We start from the raw sequence: 13,012 nt of genomic DNA, 5'->3' as shown, positions 1-13,012 counted from the left end.
ATTCAAGGGCGCGGGCAACCGCGCCCTTTTTTATGCGCCGAGCTTGTCCGCCAGATCAACGAGATCGCTGGCTATCACGTCCCAATCGTCAAGAGGCGCCAGATCGGTGGTCTGTGACGGACCGTGCTCGGCTGGCCTTGGAATAAAGGCCGTACGCATTCCGCAACGACGCGCTCCGGCAAGGTCGTCATTGTGAGCCGCAACCAGCAATACCTGATCAGGTCGCAGCCCCAGGAATTCGCATGTGCGCAGATAGGCCTCAGGCGCGGGTTTGTAGACCTCAACAACATCCGATCCGAGGACGACGTCCCAGGGCAGTCCGGCCCGCTTTGCCATGTCGAGAAGGAGGCTGGTATTGCCACCGGATAGTGGCCCGATGATGAATTTCGACTTCAATCGCGTCAGGCCGGAGATCGAGTCTGGCCAGGGGTCGAGGCGATGCCAGGCGAGGTTCAGTTCGTCGAGGTCGGCGCTCGGCAAGAGCTTTGGCTCGATACTGACGGCTTTGAACGCCGCTTCGAGATTTTCCCGATTCAGCACGTCCAGCCGCGCGAAGGGGCGTTTGCCGCTGCGCACCGCGTCCGTCGCCTGATCGTAGAGGCGCGACCAAGTATCGGCGAAATCAGCTGCGTCGACGTGAACGACGCCGCAACGCTCAAGGAAAGAAGATACCTGCCGCGCGATCCCGCTGCGCCAATCGACGACCGTGCCCAGCACGTCGAACAACAATGCGCGTACCTCAAGCGGCGTGCTGTGCTTTGTGTTCATGCCGGCTGATCCCTTGTCTCGATGCTCGCGATGAGATTGTCGCGCATGTCCAATAACTCTGTTCTCAGCGATTTGGCGTCTTCGAGCGTGCAGCCAAAGGCCTTGCCGATCGCGAGCGGCACCGCTTCCGCCTTTGCACGCAGGCTGCGCCCGCTGTCTGTCAGATTGATCAGCACCTGACGCTCGTCCACGGTGCCGCGGCGACGGGTGATAAGGTCCATTGCCTCGAGCCGCTTCAACAGCGGCGTCAGCGTCCCTGAATCGAGGTTGAGCCTGTCACCGATGGCGCTGACGGTCTGGTTCTCCTCCTCCCACAATACGACCATCACGAGGTATTGGGGGTAGGTAAGCCCGAGCGCGGAAAGCCTTGGCTGATAGGCGCGGGTCACGGCATTTGCAGTCGAATAGATCGCGAAGCACAGGAAATTGTCGAGCTTGAGCAGCGAGTCCGATGCAGTTGGCGCTGTTTTCTTCATTCTGGAAACTCCTGCTCCTAGTGCAAGCACAATCTAATCGGCGTGCTTCGATTGCGCATCATTTAATTTTTTATCATCTATATCTGAAATTCCTATTGCGTACAATTAAATTGTGTGCAATTTAAAGCGTGTCGAATGAATTCAACCAGAGGTAACGACGATGAGCATTCTCTACACCACGAGGGCAACGGCAACCGGCGGACGCGATGGCAGTGCCAAGAGCGAAGACGGACGCCTCGAAGTGACGCTTTCAACGCCGAAGGAGCTTGGTGGCAACGGTGCCGGCGGCACCAATCCGGAGCAGCTGTTTGCCGCCGGTTATTCGGCGTGCTTCCTTGGCGCGATCAAATTCGTCGCTTCGCAGCGCAAGGTTAAAATTTCGGAGGAAACGGCTGTAACCGCGACGGTTGGCATCGGCCCGCGCGCGGACGGCAAGGGTTTTGGCCTCGACGTTGCGCTTGCCATTACGATGCCCGGCGTCGATGCAACGCAGGCGCGTGAGATCGTCGACGCTGCGCATATTGTCTGCCCGTATTCGGAGGCAACGCGCAGCAATCTCGACGTGCGTCTTTCGGTTAACTGATCAGCGTTTACGCAAGCCCACGCTTTTCGATCATCGCATCGGGCGTGGGCATCTTGCCTCGGAACGCCTTGTAAAGCTCCTCCGGGTCGCGGCTGCCGCCGGCCGAGTAGATGAACTGCTTCAGCTTATCCGCAAGTTCGGAGTTGAACACGTCGCCGCTTTCCTCAAATGCCTTGAAAGCGTCGGCATCGAGTACTTCCGACCACATGTAGGAATAGTATCCGGCCGAATAGCCGTCGCCCGAGAAGACATGGGTGAAATGCGGCGTGCGGTGGCGCATGATGATCGCATCCGGCATTTCAAGCTGCTTCAATGTGGCGGCTTCAAATTCGATCGGATCTGATGGCGGCGTGCCATCGGCGTGGAATGCCATGTCGACCAGCGCAGATGAGGTAAACTCCACCGTGTTGAACCCGGCGTTGAAGGTATTGGCGGCCAGCACCTTGTCGAGCAACGCCTTTGGCATCGCTTCGCCCGTCCGGTAGTGGACGGCATATTTCTCGAGAATAGCGGGTACGGTCAACCAATGCTCATATAGCTGCGAGGGAAGTTCGACAAAGTCGCGCGAAACCGAGGTTCCCGATACAGCCGGCCAGGTCACGTCCGACAAGAGCCCGTGCAGGGCGTGACCGAACTCGTGAAACAGTGTGCGGGCGCCATCGAGCGAAAGCAGCGCCGGCTCACCCTTCGACGGTTTGGCGAAATTCATGACGTTGTAGATGATCGGCGCATGGTCGCCGTCGAGCTTATGCTGCGATTGCAGGGCGCTCATCCAGGCGCCCGAGCGCTTCGACTGGCGATTGAAGTAGTCGCCAAGGAAAAGGCCACGCTTGCTGCCATCGGGATTGAACACTTCCCAGACACGTACATCGGGATGCCAGGTGGGTATCCCGGTCTTTTCGGCGAAGCGAATGCCGAAGAGGCGGGTCGCAACGTCGAAACAGGCTTCGATAATCTTTTCAAGCTGGAGATACGGCTTGAGTTCGGTTTCGTCGAAGGCGAAGCGTTCGTTGCGCAGCTTCTCGGCATAGTAGCGCCAGTCCCATGGCTCGACCCTGTGGTTGCGGCCTTCCCCGGCAATGAGGCGCTGCAAGTCCACTTCCTCTTCCGCCGCCCGTTCCTTGGCCTTTTCCCATACCGGCTCGAGCAAATCCATCACCGCCTTTGGCGTTTTCGCCATGGTGTCGTCGAGCTTATAGGCGGCAAAGCTTTTATAGCCGAGGAGCCCCGCCTTTTCGGCGCGCAACTTCACCATTTCAGCAACAATCGCAGTATTGTCGGTTTCGGCGCCGTTCTCGCCGCGTGCTGCCCAGGCGCGGAACGCCTTCTCCCGCAAGTTGCGATTCTCAGAGAAAGACAGGAAGGGCTCGATAATCGAGCGCGAGAGCGTCACGGCCCATGCATCATTGCGGCCGCGTTCCTCGGCAGCGCCTCGCATGGCGTCGCGCACGAAATCCGGCAGGCCGGCAAGTTCCGCTTCATCGGTGATGAAAAGGGCCCAGTCGGCTTCGTCCTTGAGCACGTTCTGGCCGAATTGCGCGCCAAGGCTTGCCAGCCGCTCGTTGATGTCGGCGAGCCGCGCCTTGCCTTGTTCATCGAGCTTCGCGCCGCTGCGTACAAAGCCTTTCCAGGTCTTTTCGAGGACGCGGTCAGTCTCCGCGTCGAGTCCGAGCAGGTCGCGCTGCTCAAAGAGCGAATCGATGCGGGCAAAGAGATGTGGATTCATCATGATCGATGAAGCATGCCGCGACATTTTAGGCGCGATCACACGTTCCAGAGCCTGGATCGTATCATTGGTATGCGCACCCGCGCGCAGCCAGAAGATTGCCGAGACATGATCGAGATCCTTGCCGGAAAGCTGCAGCGCCTTCAGCGTATTGTCAATGGTCGGCGCTTCGGGGTGGGTGACGATCGCATCGATGTCGGCAAGGTCCGAGATAAGGGCCGCGTCGAAGGCGGCGGCGAAATCGTCGTCGTTGAATGCCGTGAAATCGGGAAGTCCAAGTGGCCCGGTCCAGTTCGTCAGCGCGTGGTTGAAGGCCGGTTTCTGCGTGGACATGGGAACTCCCTGATCAAGTATGGAATTTGGCTTTTAAACATTTAGGGCGGACCCGCGGCCGTCACAAGCTGCGAAGTCCAACATATAAGATCCCAAGTAAAAAGCGGAACCAAGGGTCCCGCTTTTCAAGCTCTTGTGGCTCAGCTGCTGCGCTTGCGCGCGGCAAGTGTACGCAGCCGCAGTGCATTGAGGCGGATGAAGCCGGCCGCGTCCTTTTGGTCATAGGCACCGCGATCGTCTTCGAAGGTAACCAGCGCATCCGAGTAGAGCGACTTCTTCGATTTCCGGCCCGACACCATGACATTGCCCTTGTAGAGCTTGAGCCGGACTGTGCCTTCCACGTCGTCCTGGCTCTTGTCGATCATGGCCTGCAGCATTTCGCGCTCCGGTGAGAACCAGAAGCCGTTGTAAATGAGCTCAGCATAGCGCGGCATAAACTCGTCCTTGAGGTGGGCCGCCCCACGATCGAGCGTAATCGATTCCATCGCCCGGTGTGCGGCAAGGAGAATGGTGCCACCGGGGGTCTCGTAGACGCCGCGTGACTTCATGCCGACGAAACGGTTCTCGACGAGATCGAGCCGGCCAATGCCGTTGTCCCGGCCAAGGTCGTTGAGCGCCTTGAGCAGGGTTGCCGGCGAGAGCGGCTTGCCGTCGATGGCAACGGCATCACCCTTTTCGAAAGCGATCTCGATCTCGGTTACCCGGTCCGGCGCTTCCATCGGGGAGATCGTGCGCTGGTGCACATATTCCGGCGCTTCCTGCCACGGATCCTCCAGCACCTTTCCTTCGGACGAGGAGTGCAGGAGGTTGGCGTCGACCGAGAACGGCGCTTCGCCAAGCTTGTCCTTGGCGATCGGAATCTGGTGCTCACGCGCAAATTCGAGAAGATCGGTGCGCGACTTGAAGGTCCAGTCGCGCCAGGGCGCGATGACCTTGATGTCGGGATTGAGTGCGTAGGCGGAAAGCTCGAAGCGAACCTGATCATTGCCCTTGCCGGTCGCGCCGTGAGCGATCGCGTCAGCGCCGGTCCTGGCGGCGATCTCGACGAGATGTTTGGAAATCAGCGGGCGGGCGATCGAGGTGCCGAGCAGGTAGACGCCTTCATAGACAGCATTGGCGCGGAACATCGGGAAGACGAAATCGCGAACGAATTCCTCGCGCACGTCCTCGATGTAAATTTCCTTGATGCCGAGCAGCTCGGCCTTCTTGCGCGCCGGCTCCAGCTCTTCGCCCTGGCCAAGATCAGCTGTGAAGGTCACGACCTCGGCGCCGAGCTCGGTCTGCAGCCACTTCAAGATGATCGATGTGTCCAGTCCGCCGGAATAGGCCAGCACGACTTTCTTGACGTCTTTCCACTTGTTCATTTTGCTATCCCTGATGCCGGGAACCACACGCGTTCCGTTGCGGTCTTTTAGCAGTTAGCGCCATGTTGGCAAGCAGCACGCCATGGTGAATCGACGCATTCTATGGGCGTGTCGCAATCCATCCGCGCTGGCCATATTGGTTTCGGGCGCCAATCAGGTCGCGAGCCCGAAGTGCTGCGTAAAAGGGTGGCCATTCGACCCGCCGCCAGCCGCCAACAACTTCTTCGACATTGAAGCCCAATGATTTCAGCTTGTCGGCCACCGGCTGCTCGTTGGTCATGACCAGCTTGACGCCGGGCGCGATACCGGCTGCGGGGAAGCGACGCATCTGCGGGAAGGGCGCTTCCCGATCCATATAGAGGCGCAGTTTGGCGGCGTCGAGGTGGGAGCCAATGAACAGCACCTGATCCTGCGGTAGGTGCACCGGCCCCGCCTTGGCGGCGATGACGGCACCGATATCCGGTAGCAGCAATCCGCGCAGCACTGGCGTGCTGATGAAGGCGGCGCCGAGCAAGAGCAGCACAAAGCAAGCTGCCAGCCGCTCGGTGGTTGCACCCCTGCTGTAGAGCCACAGGCCGGCCAATCCAGCAACCGCAATGATAGCCAATGCGACGACGATGACTGGTGGCAGGAGCAGCAGGCCGAGCAGCAAGATCACGGCAAGCGCGCCCGCCATCAAAATCATCGAAATGCGCAGGATGACGCGAAGGACACTATCGGCCCGCTGGTCCATGACGGATTGAAGCGCTACCGCAAGAAGAACGCAAAGCAGCGGAATGACGGGAATGATATAGCGATACGACGCATAGCGGGAGAGCGAGAAGATGATGGCAACTGTGACGATCCAGCCGGCGATGAACGGTGCGGTCGCGCCGATGGACTGGACGGTCGGACGCTTGCCGCTTGTCCTCGCCCCGACGAGAAGCATCACCAGCCAGAGAAGCACGGGCAGAAAAAGCCCGGCAATATTGCTGCTTAAGCCATCGACGAAGGTACCAAACCCGATCGCGACTTTTTCGGAAAGCTGATCGCCGACGAAGTCGGATGCAAGTTCGCTCGAAGCCGTGAAGGATTGATAGGCGAACCAGGCGCCGAAGATGACGATCGAGGGCAAAACGACGGATGGCTGCCAGAGCCGCCGCGCGCGCGGGCGCACCGAGGCGACGCCAAGCGCATAGGCGATGACATAGGCAACCATGGCAAGTGGCAGCAGTCCCTTGGTCAGGACAGCAAATCCGGTGCCGCCATAAGCCAGGAGGGCGTAGGTCCGTTGGCGGTCGTCCTTGAAAAGAAGGCCAGTGAAACCGATGAAGCCAAGGAGCATGAACAAGGTCAGCGGCAGGTCCGGTATGGCATTAAAGCTGGCGCGCAGGAACGCGCCATTGGCGGCGAGCAAGGCCGCGGCGAGCAGCGCCGTCTGGTCGTTGCGCGTCAGGATGCGGGTGAACTGAAACGTCGCGAGAAGGATAGCGGCCCCGCCGACAAGCCAGAAGAAGCGCGAGCCAATAACGGAGATGCCGAATATCTCCATGCCCGCCAGGCTCATCCAGTAGGTGAATGGCGGCTTCTTCAGGCGCACGTCACCTTCGGCGGTATGCGGCGTCAGATAGTCGCCACTCTGCATCATGATGACCGCGCCGTTCGAGTAGTAGCGTTCGTCCGGAAAATGCAGGATCAGGCTTGAGCCGAGCGGAAGCAGGCCGATGATGAAGGCAAGAGCGAGAAATATTGCGAGCTTCGTTCTGGAGGTGGTTGTGCTCGACGGACCCGGTTGCACGGAAACCGTCATGGTGTCTTGAGGCATTGTTCTTCTTGGCACCTATTGTTCTTGTTCGGGCTACATAGCCGCTTTCGATCATGCCCGCCAATACAAAGATGTGAAGCCTACAAGGCGGGGCGGACGCCTGGATAAAACCTCCGCGTCAACAACTCCCCGGCCCATGCAACCGCCGAGAAGATGACCAGCGTGGACAGGGAGCCCAAAACGACATCGGAAATATAGTGTCGGCCAAAGGCAACGCGCAGCATATCCGTCGTGATCACGATCGCCAGCATGACCCAAAAAACCCGCTGCCGCTGATGGTGCGGCCAAAGCGGCAGCAGGCAGATGATCCATGCAATGCCGGCGGCTTCACCGGAAACAAACGAACAATTGTGAAGGCAGGCCTTCGACCATTCGGCGGCAGCAACAAAGGGCAGGTCGCCGCCAAAGAGCAGCGAATCTGCCGGGCGGGGCCTGCCGACGAACTCCTTCAAATACCCATTCACCAGCAGTCCGGGTCCCATCGCCAGCGTAATCAGCGACACGGTCGAGATGCGGATTCGCTCGTGGTTCCATCGAAGTCCGGAAGCGAGATCGCGTAGCGCGATCGTGACGACGACGCTCGCTCCGACCATCGGGAGGGCGTAGAACACACGACGGAGCGTTTTCAGCAGGTGGACCGAACTTGCGGGAAAATCGCCGCATATCGAACCGGCGGCTCCATTGGCGCATTGACGAGCGATAAAGAAAATCGATGAGACGTCTTTGTCGAACTCAGGGGCACTGTTGAACAGGATGGCGAGCGCCATCCAGAGGATCAGGAGCCCTGCAAGGCAAGTTGCTTCGCTCCAGGCGCCGAATCCGTATTGGGCCGTTCCACATGGCTTTGAGGTTGTCCGGTAGTAGACCATGGCTTCCCTGGCGGCCGATGATTCGAGCACTCTTGTGCAATGCTTATGTTGCAACGGCATTACGGCGTGATGAGGAAGTTATCGTGCCCTTGTTATGGCAAGGTTTTTTCGTTCGTGTCGTCGGGACAGCTGAAATCTGATAGCCAAAATCGGTCTTTCGCGTTAATTTCCGCCCGCTTCGACGGAGTACTCTTATGAATTTCATTCCAGACTGGCCCACAATTCTGCAATTTGCCATCGCGACCTTCGTATTATCCATCACGCCGGGTCCGGATATGACCCTCTTCGTGGGGCGAGCGCTGTCGGAAGGAAAGGCAGCGGGCTTTGCCTGCCTTGCCGGTGCCAGCACCGGCATCGTCGTCCACACGACCATGGTCGCCATCGGCCTCTCGGCGCTGATCGTCGCGTCGCCAACCGCGTTCTTCGCACTGAAGATCGTCGGCGCCGGCTACCTTGTCTGGCTCGCCTTCCAGGCGATCCGCAATGGCTCGGCTTTCTCGCCCGAAAAGAAGATCGGCCAGTCGCACACGCTCTTCCAGAATTGGCTGACGGGATTTGGTATCAACCTGCTCAATCCCAAGATTATTCTCTTCTTCATGACGTTCCTGCCGCAGTTCGTCTCAGCCAGTGATCCGCACGCGCCCGGCAAGCTGTTTTTCCTGGGTGTGCTGTTTATCCCCATGGCGCTGCCTGTGGTTTCGCCGATGATTATCGCGGCCGACAAGTTCTCGATGCTGCTCAAGAAAAGCCCGCGGGTCACTCGCATTACCGATTGGCTGTTTGCTGGCGTGTTTTCGGCCTTTGCCGCGAAGATCCTGATGGCCCAGGCGAAATAGCTAGATATTGCGGTGGGGAGCGCGCTGTGCTCCAAGCCCCGCCGTTCGCCCCGAAACCAGCCAATAGACAGCGCCGCCGACAACGCCGGTGGCGAGGATCGCAGCAAATGTGCTGACATCCTCGGATTGCGGCCGCCATTTCCAGACGATGACGAAGAGCGCCGTCGCCGCGCCGCCGAGAGCGTAGAACAACCAATCGCGCCAGCCGGTCAGTTCGGCGTACAGGATCAGCATTGAGGACGGCACGAAGACGCTATAGCCGATCACGACCGCAAAGACCGGCACCGTCGTATAGAGAAAAGGCCCCTCCGTGCCGATCCACTCCGAATTGCCGAGAAGCAGCATGTTCAGGAAAATCGACGCGGCAATGATTGCGCAGATGAAGCCAAAAACGGCGAGGGCGAAGCGAAAGAGATAATGCAGAAGCTGGGTCAATCTTCGCCATGCCCGGCGATCATCGCCGCTTCGAAGGCGAGGCGCTCCGTTTTTTTCATGCGTTCCGATTCGGATTTGAGCTGACCGCAGGCGGCAAGAATATCGCGGCCGCGCGGCGTGCGGATCGGCGAGGCATAGCCCGCATTGTTCACGTAATCGGCAAACTTTTCAATCTGTTCCCAATCGGAACACTGGTAGTTGACGCCCGGCCAGGGATTGAAGGGAATAAGGTTGATCTTGGCCGGAATGCCCTTCAGGAGGCGGACCAACTCCTTGGCGTCATCGAGCGAATCGTTGACACCCTTCAACATCACATACTCGAAGGTGATGCGCTTGGAATTGGAGAGGCTCGGATAGGCGCGGCATGCGTCAAGAAGCTCCTTCAATGGATACTTCTTGTTGATCGGAACCAGCATGTCGCGAAGATCGTCGTTCACCGCGTGCAGGGAAATCGCCAGCATGACGCCGATCTCTTCCCCGGTGCGGTAGATTTCAGGAACGACGCCGGACGTCGAAAGGGTAATGCGACGCTTCGACAGCGAAAGCCCATCGCCGTCGGAGGCGATCAGCAGGGCCTTCTTAACATTCTCGAAATTATAGAGCGGTTCGCCCATGCCCATCATGACGATGTTGGACACCTTGCGGCCCTCGGCCGGCACGATCGCGCCGTCCGGCGTATTGCGATCGGGAAAATCGCCAAGGCGGTCGCGGGCAATAAGCAACTGCGCAAGGATTTCCTTAGCCGTAAGGTTGCGCACGAGCTTCTGTGTGCCGGTGTGGCAGAATGAACAGGTGAGGGTGCAGCCTACCTGGCTCGAAATGCACAGCGTGCCGCGCCCTTCCTCCGGAATATATACCGTCTCGATCTCGACAGGCCGTCCGGCACCGCGCGGGGGAAAGCGAAAAAGCCATTTGCGCGTGCCGTCGTTGGAAATCTGTTCTTCGACGATCTCGGGGCGGGCAATGGTGAAATGGCGCGCAAGCAGCTCGCGCATATCGCGGGAAATGTTGAGCATGTCGGCAAAATCCGAAACGCCGCGCACATAGAGCCAGTGCCAAAGTTGCGCCACGCGCATCTTGATCTGGCGCTCGGGGACGCCGATGGCGACAAGGGCCTCGCCGATTTCTGCGCGCGTCAGACCGATTAGCGAAGGCATTTCTGCTGCCGCGGTCGGGCGTGCGTCACGGGATTTTTCCCGGGCAACAGAATGTGTCAGGTCAAGCGCTACAGACATGGGATTTTCTAACGTTCTTTCGTGAAGCGCGGCTCATATCACGTTCCGGGCCGACATGCAAAAGGCCGGACTAATTGCGTCCGGCCTTCGCAAATTGTTGATGTCGGGGTGGCTATTTGCAGGTGGCTATCGCCTTAAGCGCCGCCGAGACACCTTTTAGCGAATAGCCGTAACTCGTCTTTGTCCCGCGCTTCGACACGGCACTGATCGTCATCTTGTGGCCCGAGCGCAGGGCGGCGACGAGCTGGGGCTCCTCCGCGGCGTTTTCCATCCAGCCATGGCTGCCATTGGTAAACATGGAGAAGCTGCGTTCATCGATAGTCACGGTGACCTTCGAATCCTTCTGCAGTTCGTAGCCTGCCTTGAACTGCGGCTCGAAGCTGACATTCTGCCCCGGTTTCTGGCTGACCATGAAGAAATTGTCGCCATGGTCGATCTTAGCCGGCTGCTTGTCGACCGGAACGGAAAGTACGTAGCATACCTTGCCGTTGCCCTGCTGATAGCTGTAGGCGCCCCAGGCATTGAACTGGCTGATCTGACTCGGGGTTTGGGCAAGAGCCGTTCCTGTCACTCCAACTATGATGACAGACGCCGCTACGATTGATTTTCCAAACATTTTACCTACCAGTTTCTGTCGTTCACTTCATAACTCGTGAACCGGCAATGGCCCGGAAAAATCCGATCGCGGCATTGTCCGGTTCGCTTCTCTTAATTTGACTTAATCTGGGTTACCAAACGGTGAAGACAGGGTCAAAAAAGCGATTGCAGGGAGTTAGAAGTTACGTCCTTTTTTCAAAGTCCCACACCGCAAGTCCAGCCAAAGAAAAGCGGCGACACTTTGACGATCTGCGACATCACGGGCTTGTGATTGGGTAGCGGCCATCAACGCTTCGCCGGATCCCGATCGAGGTCGTCGAGAGCTTTCTTCGCGGCGGCACGGTGCGCCGGTGTAATGTGCGTGCGGATCGCGGTCAGGGCAGCCATGAGAACGGCGGCGTCATCCGTGAACCCGAGACCGAATATGAAGTCCGGGATGAAGTCGAGCGGCAGGACGAAATAGGCGAGCGAGGCAAGGAGAATACCGCGCACCCGCGTAGGGGTTGCGGGGTCGAGGGCAGCGTAATAGGCGGCGATGACCTCATCGAGGAACGGCACGGCCTTTGCAGCCTTTCGCACGGTCTTCCAGAACTGCGCGCGCACGCGCTCCTCGCGGCTGCGTTGCTTTTCCTCGCTGCCAGGCTCCAGAATCTCACCGATCTTGACGTCGTCCATCCCTTTTCCTTCTGAGGTTTCAGGTTACACAACATGGGTAAGGCGAATGCGCGGTACAAGACTTGCGATCAATTCGCCGTGAGAATATCCATCATGGCCTGACCGTTTGATCTTTCTCCACACCGGAAACCATCATGGTGCAATTACCCTACCGTTCCGTCCTCTTCGTCTGTCTCGGCAACATTTGCCGCTCACCGCTCGCAGAAGGCGTCTTTCGCGCCGTGCTTGCAGGGGAAGGCAAGGGCAGCGATGTATCGATCGATTCGGCAGGTACCAATGGCTATCACACAGGCGAAGCACCGGATCGCCGCTCGATTCGCGTTGCGCGTCACCACGGCATCGACATCTCCGACCAGCGTTGCCGGCAATTGACACCGGGCGACTTTGCGAGCTTCGATCTGATCCTCGGCATGGATCGCGGGAACATGAAGGCCATAGCCGCGCGCCAGCCCGCTGGTGCTACTGCGACGGCCGGGCTCTTCAATGAATTGGCGCTGGGAGAGCCGCAGGAAATCCCCGACCCCTACTATGGAACCGACGCCGATTTCGAGCGCGTCTACCGTATGGTCCTTGCTGCCTCGAAAGGCCTCTCCAGGCTGTTCTGAAACGACGAGCGAGGTGCTTCGAGAGGCCATGCCTCCTCGACGATGTAGGGTCCGCCGCCGACGGAGTCACGCGACGACATCAGCACGAAACGCCCGATCTTGAACGGCGTGGTCGCGAAATTGCCACGCGACGAGAGATAGTGAGCGACCTCTTCGTTGCGCACATTGCGCAGGCGGGCCAGCGTCACGTGCGGGGTAAACTTGCGCGGATCGGCCGGCAGCATCAGCCTTTGGCAGATGCGCTCGATCTCTGCCTGCAGCGCCTGGATATCAGGCGAAGGCGATACGCAGGCAAAGATGCTGTGCGGCTTCTTCGAGCCAAACGCGCCAACGCCCGAAAGCTTCAGCGTGAATTCCGGCCGGCGAATGCGATCCAGCGCATTGGCGATCTCGTCAGCGACATGCCCTTCGACATCTCCGATGAACCGCAATGTGATGTGATAGTTTTCGACGTCAATCCATCGGGCGCCTGGTAGACCACCGCGCAAGAGCGACAGTGAGAGGGCGGCGTCCCTCGGGATTTCGAGGGCAGTAAAGAGACGCGGCATAAGGCATCCTCCCCGAATCGAGTTGTCATTCTAGAGAATCATCGAATGAGTCCGGGAGCAAGGCATTCCTTATGATTATCTTGCAGCGCGACATATTGGACACGCATTGTCCCCCGGAAGTTGTGGCAAGCCTATCCTCGGGCAACCGCGGTCCAACT

Annotated in this window: 14 protein-coding genes; 3 read left to right on the top strand and 11 right to left on the bottom strand. The window is 58.8% G+C overall.

The window, feature by feature from the left end; genetic code table 11:
- Positions 1 to 30 precede the first annotated feature (30 nt).
- Positions 31 to 768 carry a haloacid dehalogenase type II gene (locus HQ945_RS15615; protein WP_036813577.1) on the bottom strand — a complete coding sequence of 246 codons (738 nt, stop codon included), beginning with the start codon at positions 766 to 768 and terminating at the stop codon, positions 31 to 33.
- Positions 765 to 1,244 (bottom strand): MarR family winged helix-turn-helix transcriptional regulator, encoded by a 480-nt coding sequence (locus HQ945_RS15610; protein WP_027230959.1) that lies wholly within the window; start codon positions 1,242 to 1,244, stop codon positions 765 to 767. The genes HQ945_RS15615 and HQ945_RS15610 overlap by 4 nt, the downstream gene beginning before the upstream one ends.
- Before the next feature lie 160 nt (positions 1,245 to 1,404).
- Between HQ945_RS15610 and HQ945_RS15605 the strand changes: the two genes are divergently transcribed.
- Positions 1,405 to 1,827: an organic hydroperoxide resistance protein gene (locus tag HQ945_RS15605; protein ID WP_091947509.1), complete on the top strand. Its 423-nt coding sequence runs from the start codon at positions 1,405 to 1,407 to the stop codon at positions 1,825 to 1,827.
- Between the two features lie 7 nt (positions 1,828 to 1,834).
- On the opposite strand, the gene HQ945_RS15600 is transcribed toward HQ945_RS15605, so the two are convergent.
- The 4 genes from HQ945_RS15600 to HQ945_RS23150 all read right to left on the bottom strand — a co-directional run bounded on the left by HQ945_RS15600 (position 1,835) and on the right by HQ945_RS23150 (position 7,953).
- Positions 1,835 to 3,886, bottom strand: a complete 2,052-nt coding sequence (locus HQ945_RS15600; RefSeq protein WP_113279958.1) for a M3 family metallopeptidase — start codon at positions 3,884 to 3,886, stop codon at positions 1,835 to 1,837.
- 140 nt (positions 3,887 to 4,026) lie between these two features.
- Positions 4,027 to 5,250 carry an argininosuccinate synthase gene (locus HQ945_RS15595; RefSeq protein ID WP_091920780.1) on the bottom strand — a complete coding sequence of 408 codons (1,224 nt, stop codon included), beginning with the start codon at positions 5,248 to 5,250 and terminating at the stop codon, positions 4,027 to 4,029.
- Positions 5,251 to 5,350: 100 nt separating this feature from the next.
- Positions 5,351 to 7,054 (bottom strand): ArnT family glycosyltransferase, encoded by a 1,704-nt coding sequence (locus HQ945_RS15590; protein ID WP_113279959.1) that lies wholly within the window; start codon positions 7,052 to 7,054, stop codon positions 5,351 to 5,353.
- Positions 7,055 to 7,134: 80 nt separating this feature from the next.
- Positions 7,135 to 7,953 (bottom strand): phosphatase PAP2 family protein, encoded by an 819-nt coding sequence (locus HQ945_RS23150; RefSeq protein ID WP_174208262.1) that lies wholly within the window; start codon positions 7,951 to 7,953, stop codon positions 7,135 to 7,137.
- Positions 7,954 to 8,117: 164 nt separating this feature from the next.
- On the opposite strand from HQ945_RS23150, the gene HQ945_RS15580 reads away from it, so the two are divergent.
- Positions 8,118 to 8,759: a LysE family translocator gene (locus HQ945_RS15580; RefSeq protein WP_027230964.1), complete on the top strand. Its 642-nt coding sequence runs from the start codon at positions 8,118 to 8,120 to the stop codon at positions 8,757 to 8,759.
- Here HQ945_RS15580 and HQ945_RS15575 read toward each other — a convergent pair whose 3' ends face one another.
- The 4 genes from HQ945_RS15575 to HQ945_RS15560 all read right to left on the bottom strand — a co-directional run bounded on the left by HQ945_RS15575 (position 8,760) and on the right by HQ945_RS15560 (position 11,701).
- The gene (locus HQ945_RS15575; protein WP_113279961.1) at positions 8,760 to 9,194 is read right to left on the bottom strand and encodes a hypothetical protein; all 435 of its coding nucleotides are present in this window, start codon (positions 9,192 to 9,194) and stop codon (positions 8,760 to 8,762) included.
- A complete protein-coding gene (rlmN, locus tag HQ945_RS15570) occupies positions 9,191 to 10,429 on the bottom strand; it encodes a dual-specificity RNA methyltransferase RlmN (RefSeq protein WP_174208261.1) in 1,239 nt (412 codons plus the stop codon). The genes HQ945_RS15575 and rlmN overlap by 4 nt, the downstream gene beginning before the upstream one ends.
- A 112-nt stretch (positions 10,430 to 10,541) precedes the next feature.
- Positions 10,542 to 11,045, bottom strand: coding sequence for an invasion associated locus B family protein (locus HQ945_RS15565; protein ID WP_174208260.1), 504 nt, complete (start codon positions 11,043 to 11,045; stop codon positions 10,542 to 10,544).
- Positions 11,046 to 11,311: 266 nt separating this feature from the next.
- Positions 11,312 to 11,701, bottom strand: a complete 390-nt coding sequence (locus tag HQ945_RS15560; protein WP_091920788.1) for a YkvA family protein — start codon at positions 11,699 to 11,701, stop codon at positions 11,312 to 11,314.
- Positions 11,702 to 11,835: 134 nt separating this feature from the next.
- On the opposite strand from HQ945_RS15560, the gene HQ945_RS15555 reads away from it, so the two are divergent.
- Positions 11,836 to 12,306: a low molecular weight protein-tyrosine-phosphatase gene (locus HQ945_RS15555; RefSeq protein ID WP_174208259.1), complete on the top strand. Its 471-nt coding sequence runs from the start codon at positions 11,836 to 11,838 to the stop codon at positions 12,304 to 12,306.
- Here HQ945_RS15555 and thpR read toward each other — a convergent pair.
- The gene (thpR, locus tag HQ945_RS15550) at positions 12,258 to 12,854 is read right to left on the bottom strand and encodes an RNA 2',3'-cyclic phosphodiesterase (protein ID WP_091920792.1); all 597 of its coding nucleotides are present in this window, start codon (positions 12,852 to 12,854) and stop codon (positions 12,258 to 12,260) included. The two genes, HQ945_RS15555 and thpR, sit on opposite strands and share 49 nt — an antisense overlap.
- Positions 12,855 to 13,012: the final 158 nt, after the last annotated feature.

The sequence above is a fragment of the Phyllobacterium pellucidum genome (genome assembly GCF_013327855.1).
GTDB lineage: Bacteria > Pseudomonadota > Alphaproteobacteria > Rhizobiales > Rhizobiaceae > Phyllobacterium > Phyllobacterium pellucidum.
This window is presented reverse-complemented; position numbering and strand designations above follow the sequence as displayed.

Coding starts and splice junctions, on each gene's coding strand:
- HQ945_RS15615 (WP_036813577.1), bottom strand. CDS start 768: ATGAACACAAAGCACAGCACGCCGCTTGAGGTACGCGCATTGTTGTTC.
- HQ945_RS15610 (WP_027230959.1), bottom strand. CDS start 1,244: ATGAAGAAAACAGCGCCAACTGCATCGGACTCGCTGCTCAAGCTCGAC.
- HQ945_RS15605 (WP_091947509.1), top strand. CDS start 1,405: ATGAGCATTCTCTACACCACGAGGGCAACGGCAACCGGCGGACGCGAT.
- HQ945_RS15600 (WP_113279958.1), bottom strand. CDS start 3,886: ATGTCCACGCAGAAACCGGCCTTCAACCACGCGCTGACGAACTGGACC.
- HQ945_RS15595 (WP_091920780.1), bottom strand. CDS start 5,250: ATGAACAAGTGGAAAGACGTCAAGAAAGTCGTGCTGGCCTATTCCGGC.
- HQ945_RS15590 (WP_113279959.1), bottom strand. CDS start 7,054: ATGCCTCAAGACACCATGACGGTTTCCGTGCAACCGGGTCCGTCGAGC.
- HQ945_RS15580 (WP_027230964.1), top strand. CDS start 8,118: ATGAATTTCATTCCAGACTGGCCCACAATTCTGCAATTTGCCATCGCG.
- rlmN (WP_174208261.1), bottom strand. CDS start 10,429: ATGTCTGTAGCGCTTGACCTGACACATTCTGTTGCCCGGGAAAAATCC.
- HQ945_RS15565 (WP_174208260.1), bottom strand. CDS start 11,045: ATGTTTGGAAAATCAATCGTAGCGGCGTCTGTCATCATAGTTGGAGTG.
- HQ945_RS15560 (WP_091920788.1), bottom strand. CDS start 11,701: ATGGACGACGTCAAGATCGGTGAGATTCTGGAGCCTGGCAGCGAGGAA.
- HQ945_RS15555 (WP_174208259.1), top strand. CDS start 11,836: ATGGTGCAATTACCCTACCGTTCCGTCCTCTTCGTCTGTCTCGGCAAC.
- thpR (WP_091920792.1), bottom strand. CDS start 12,854: ATGCCGCGTCTCTTTACTGCCCTCGAAATCCCGAGGGACGCCGCCCTC.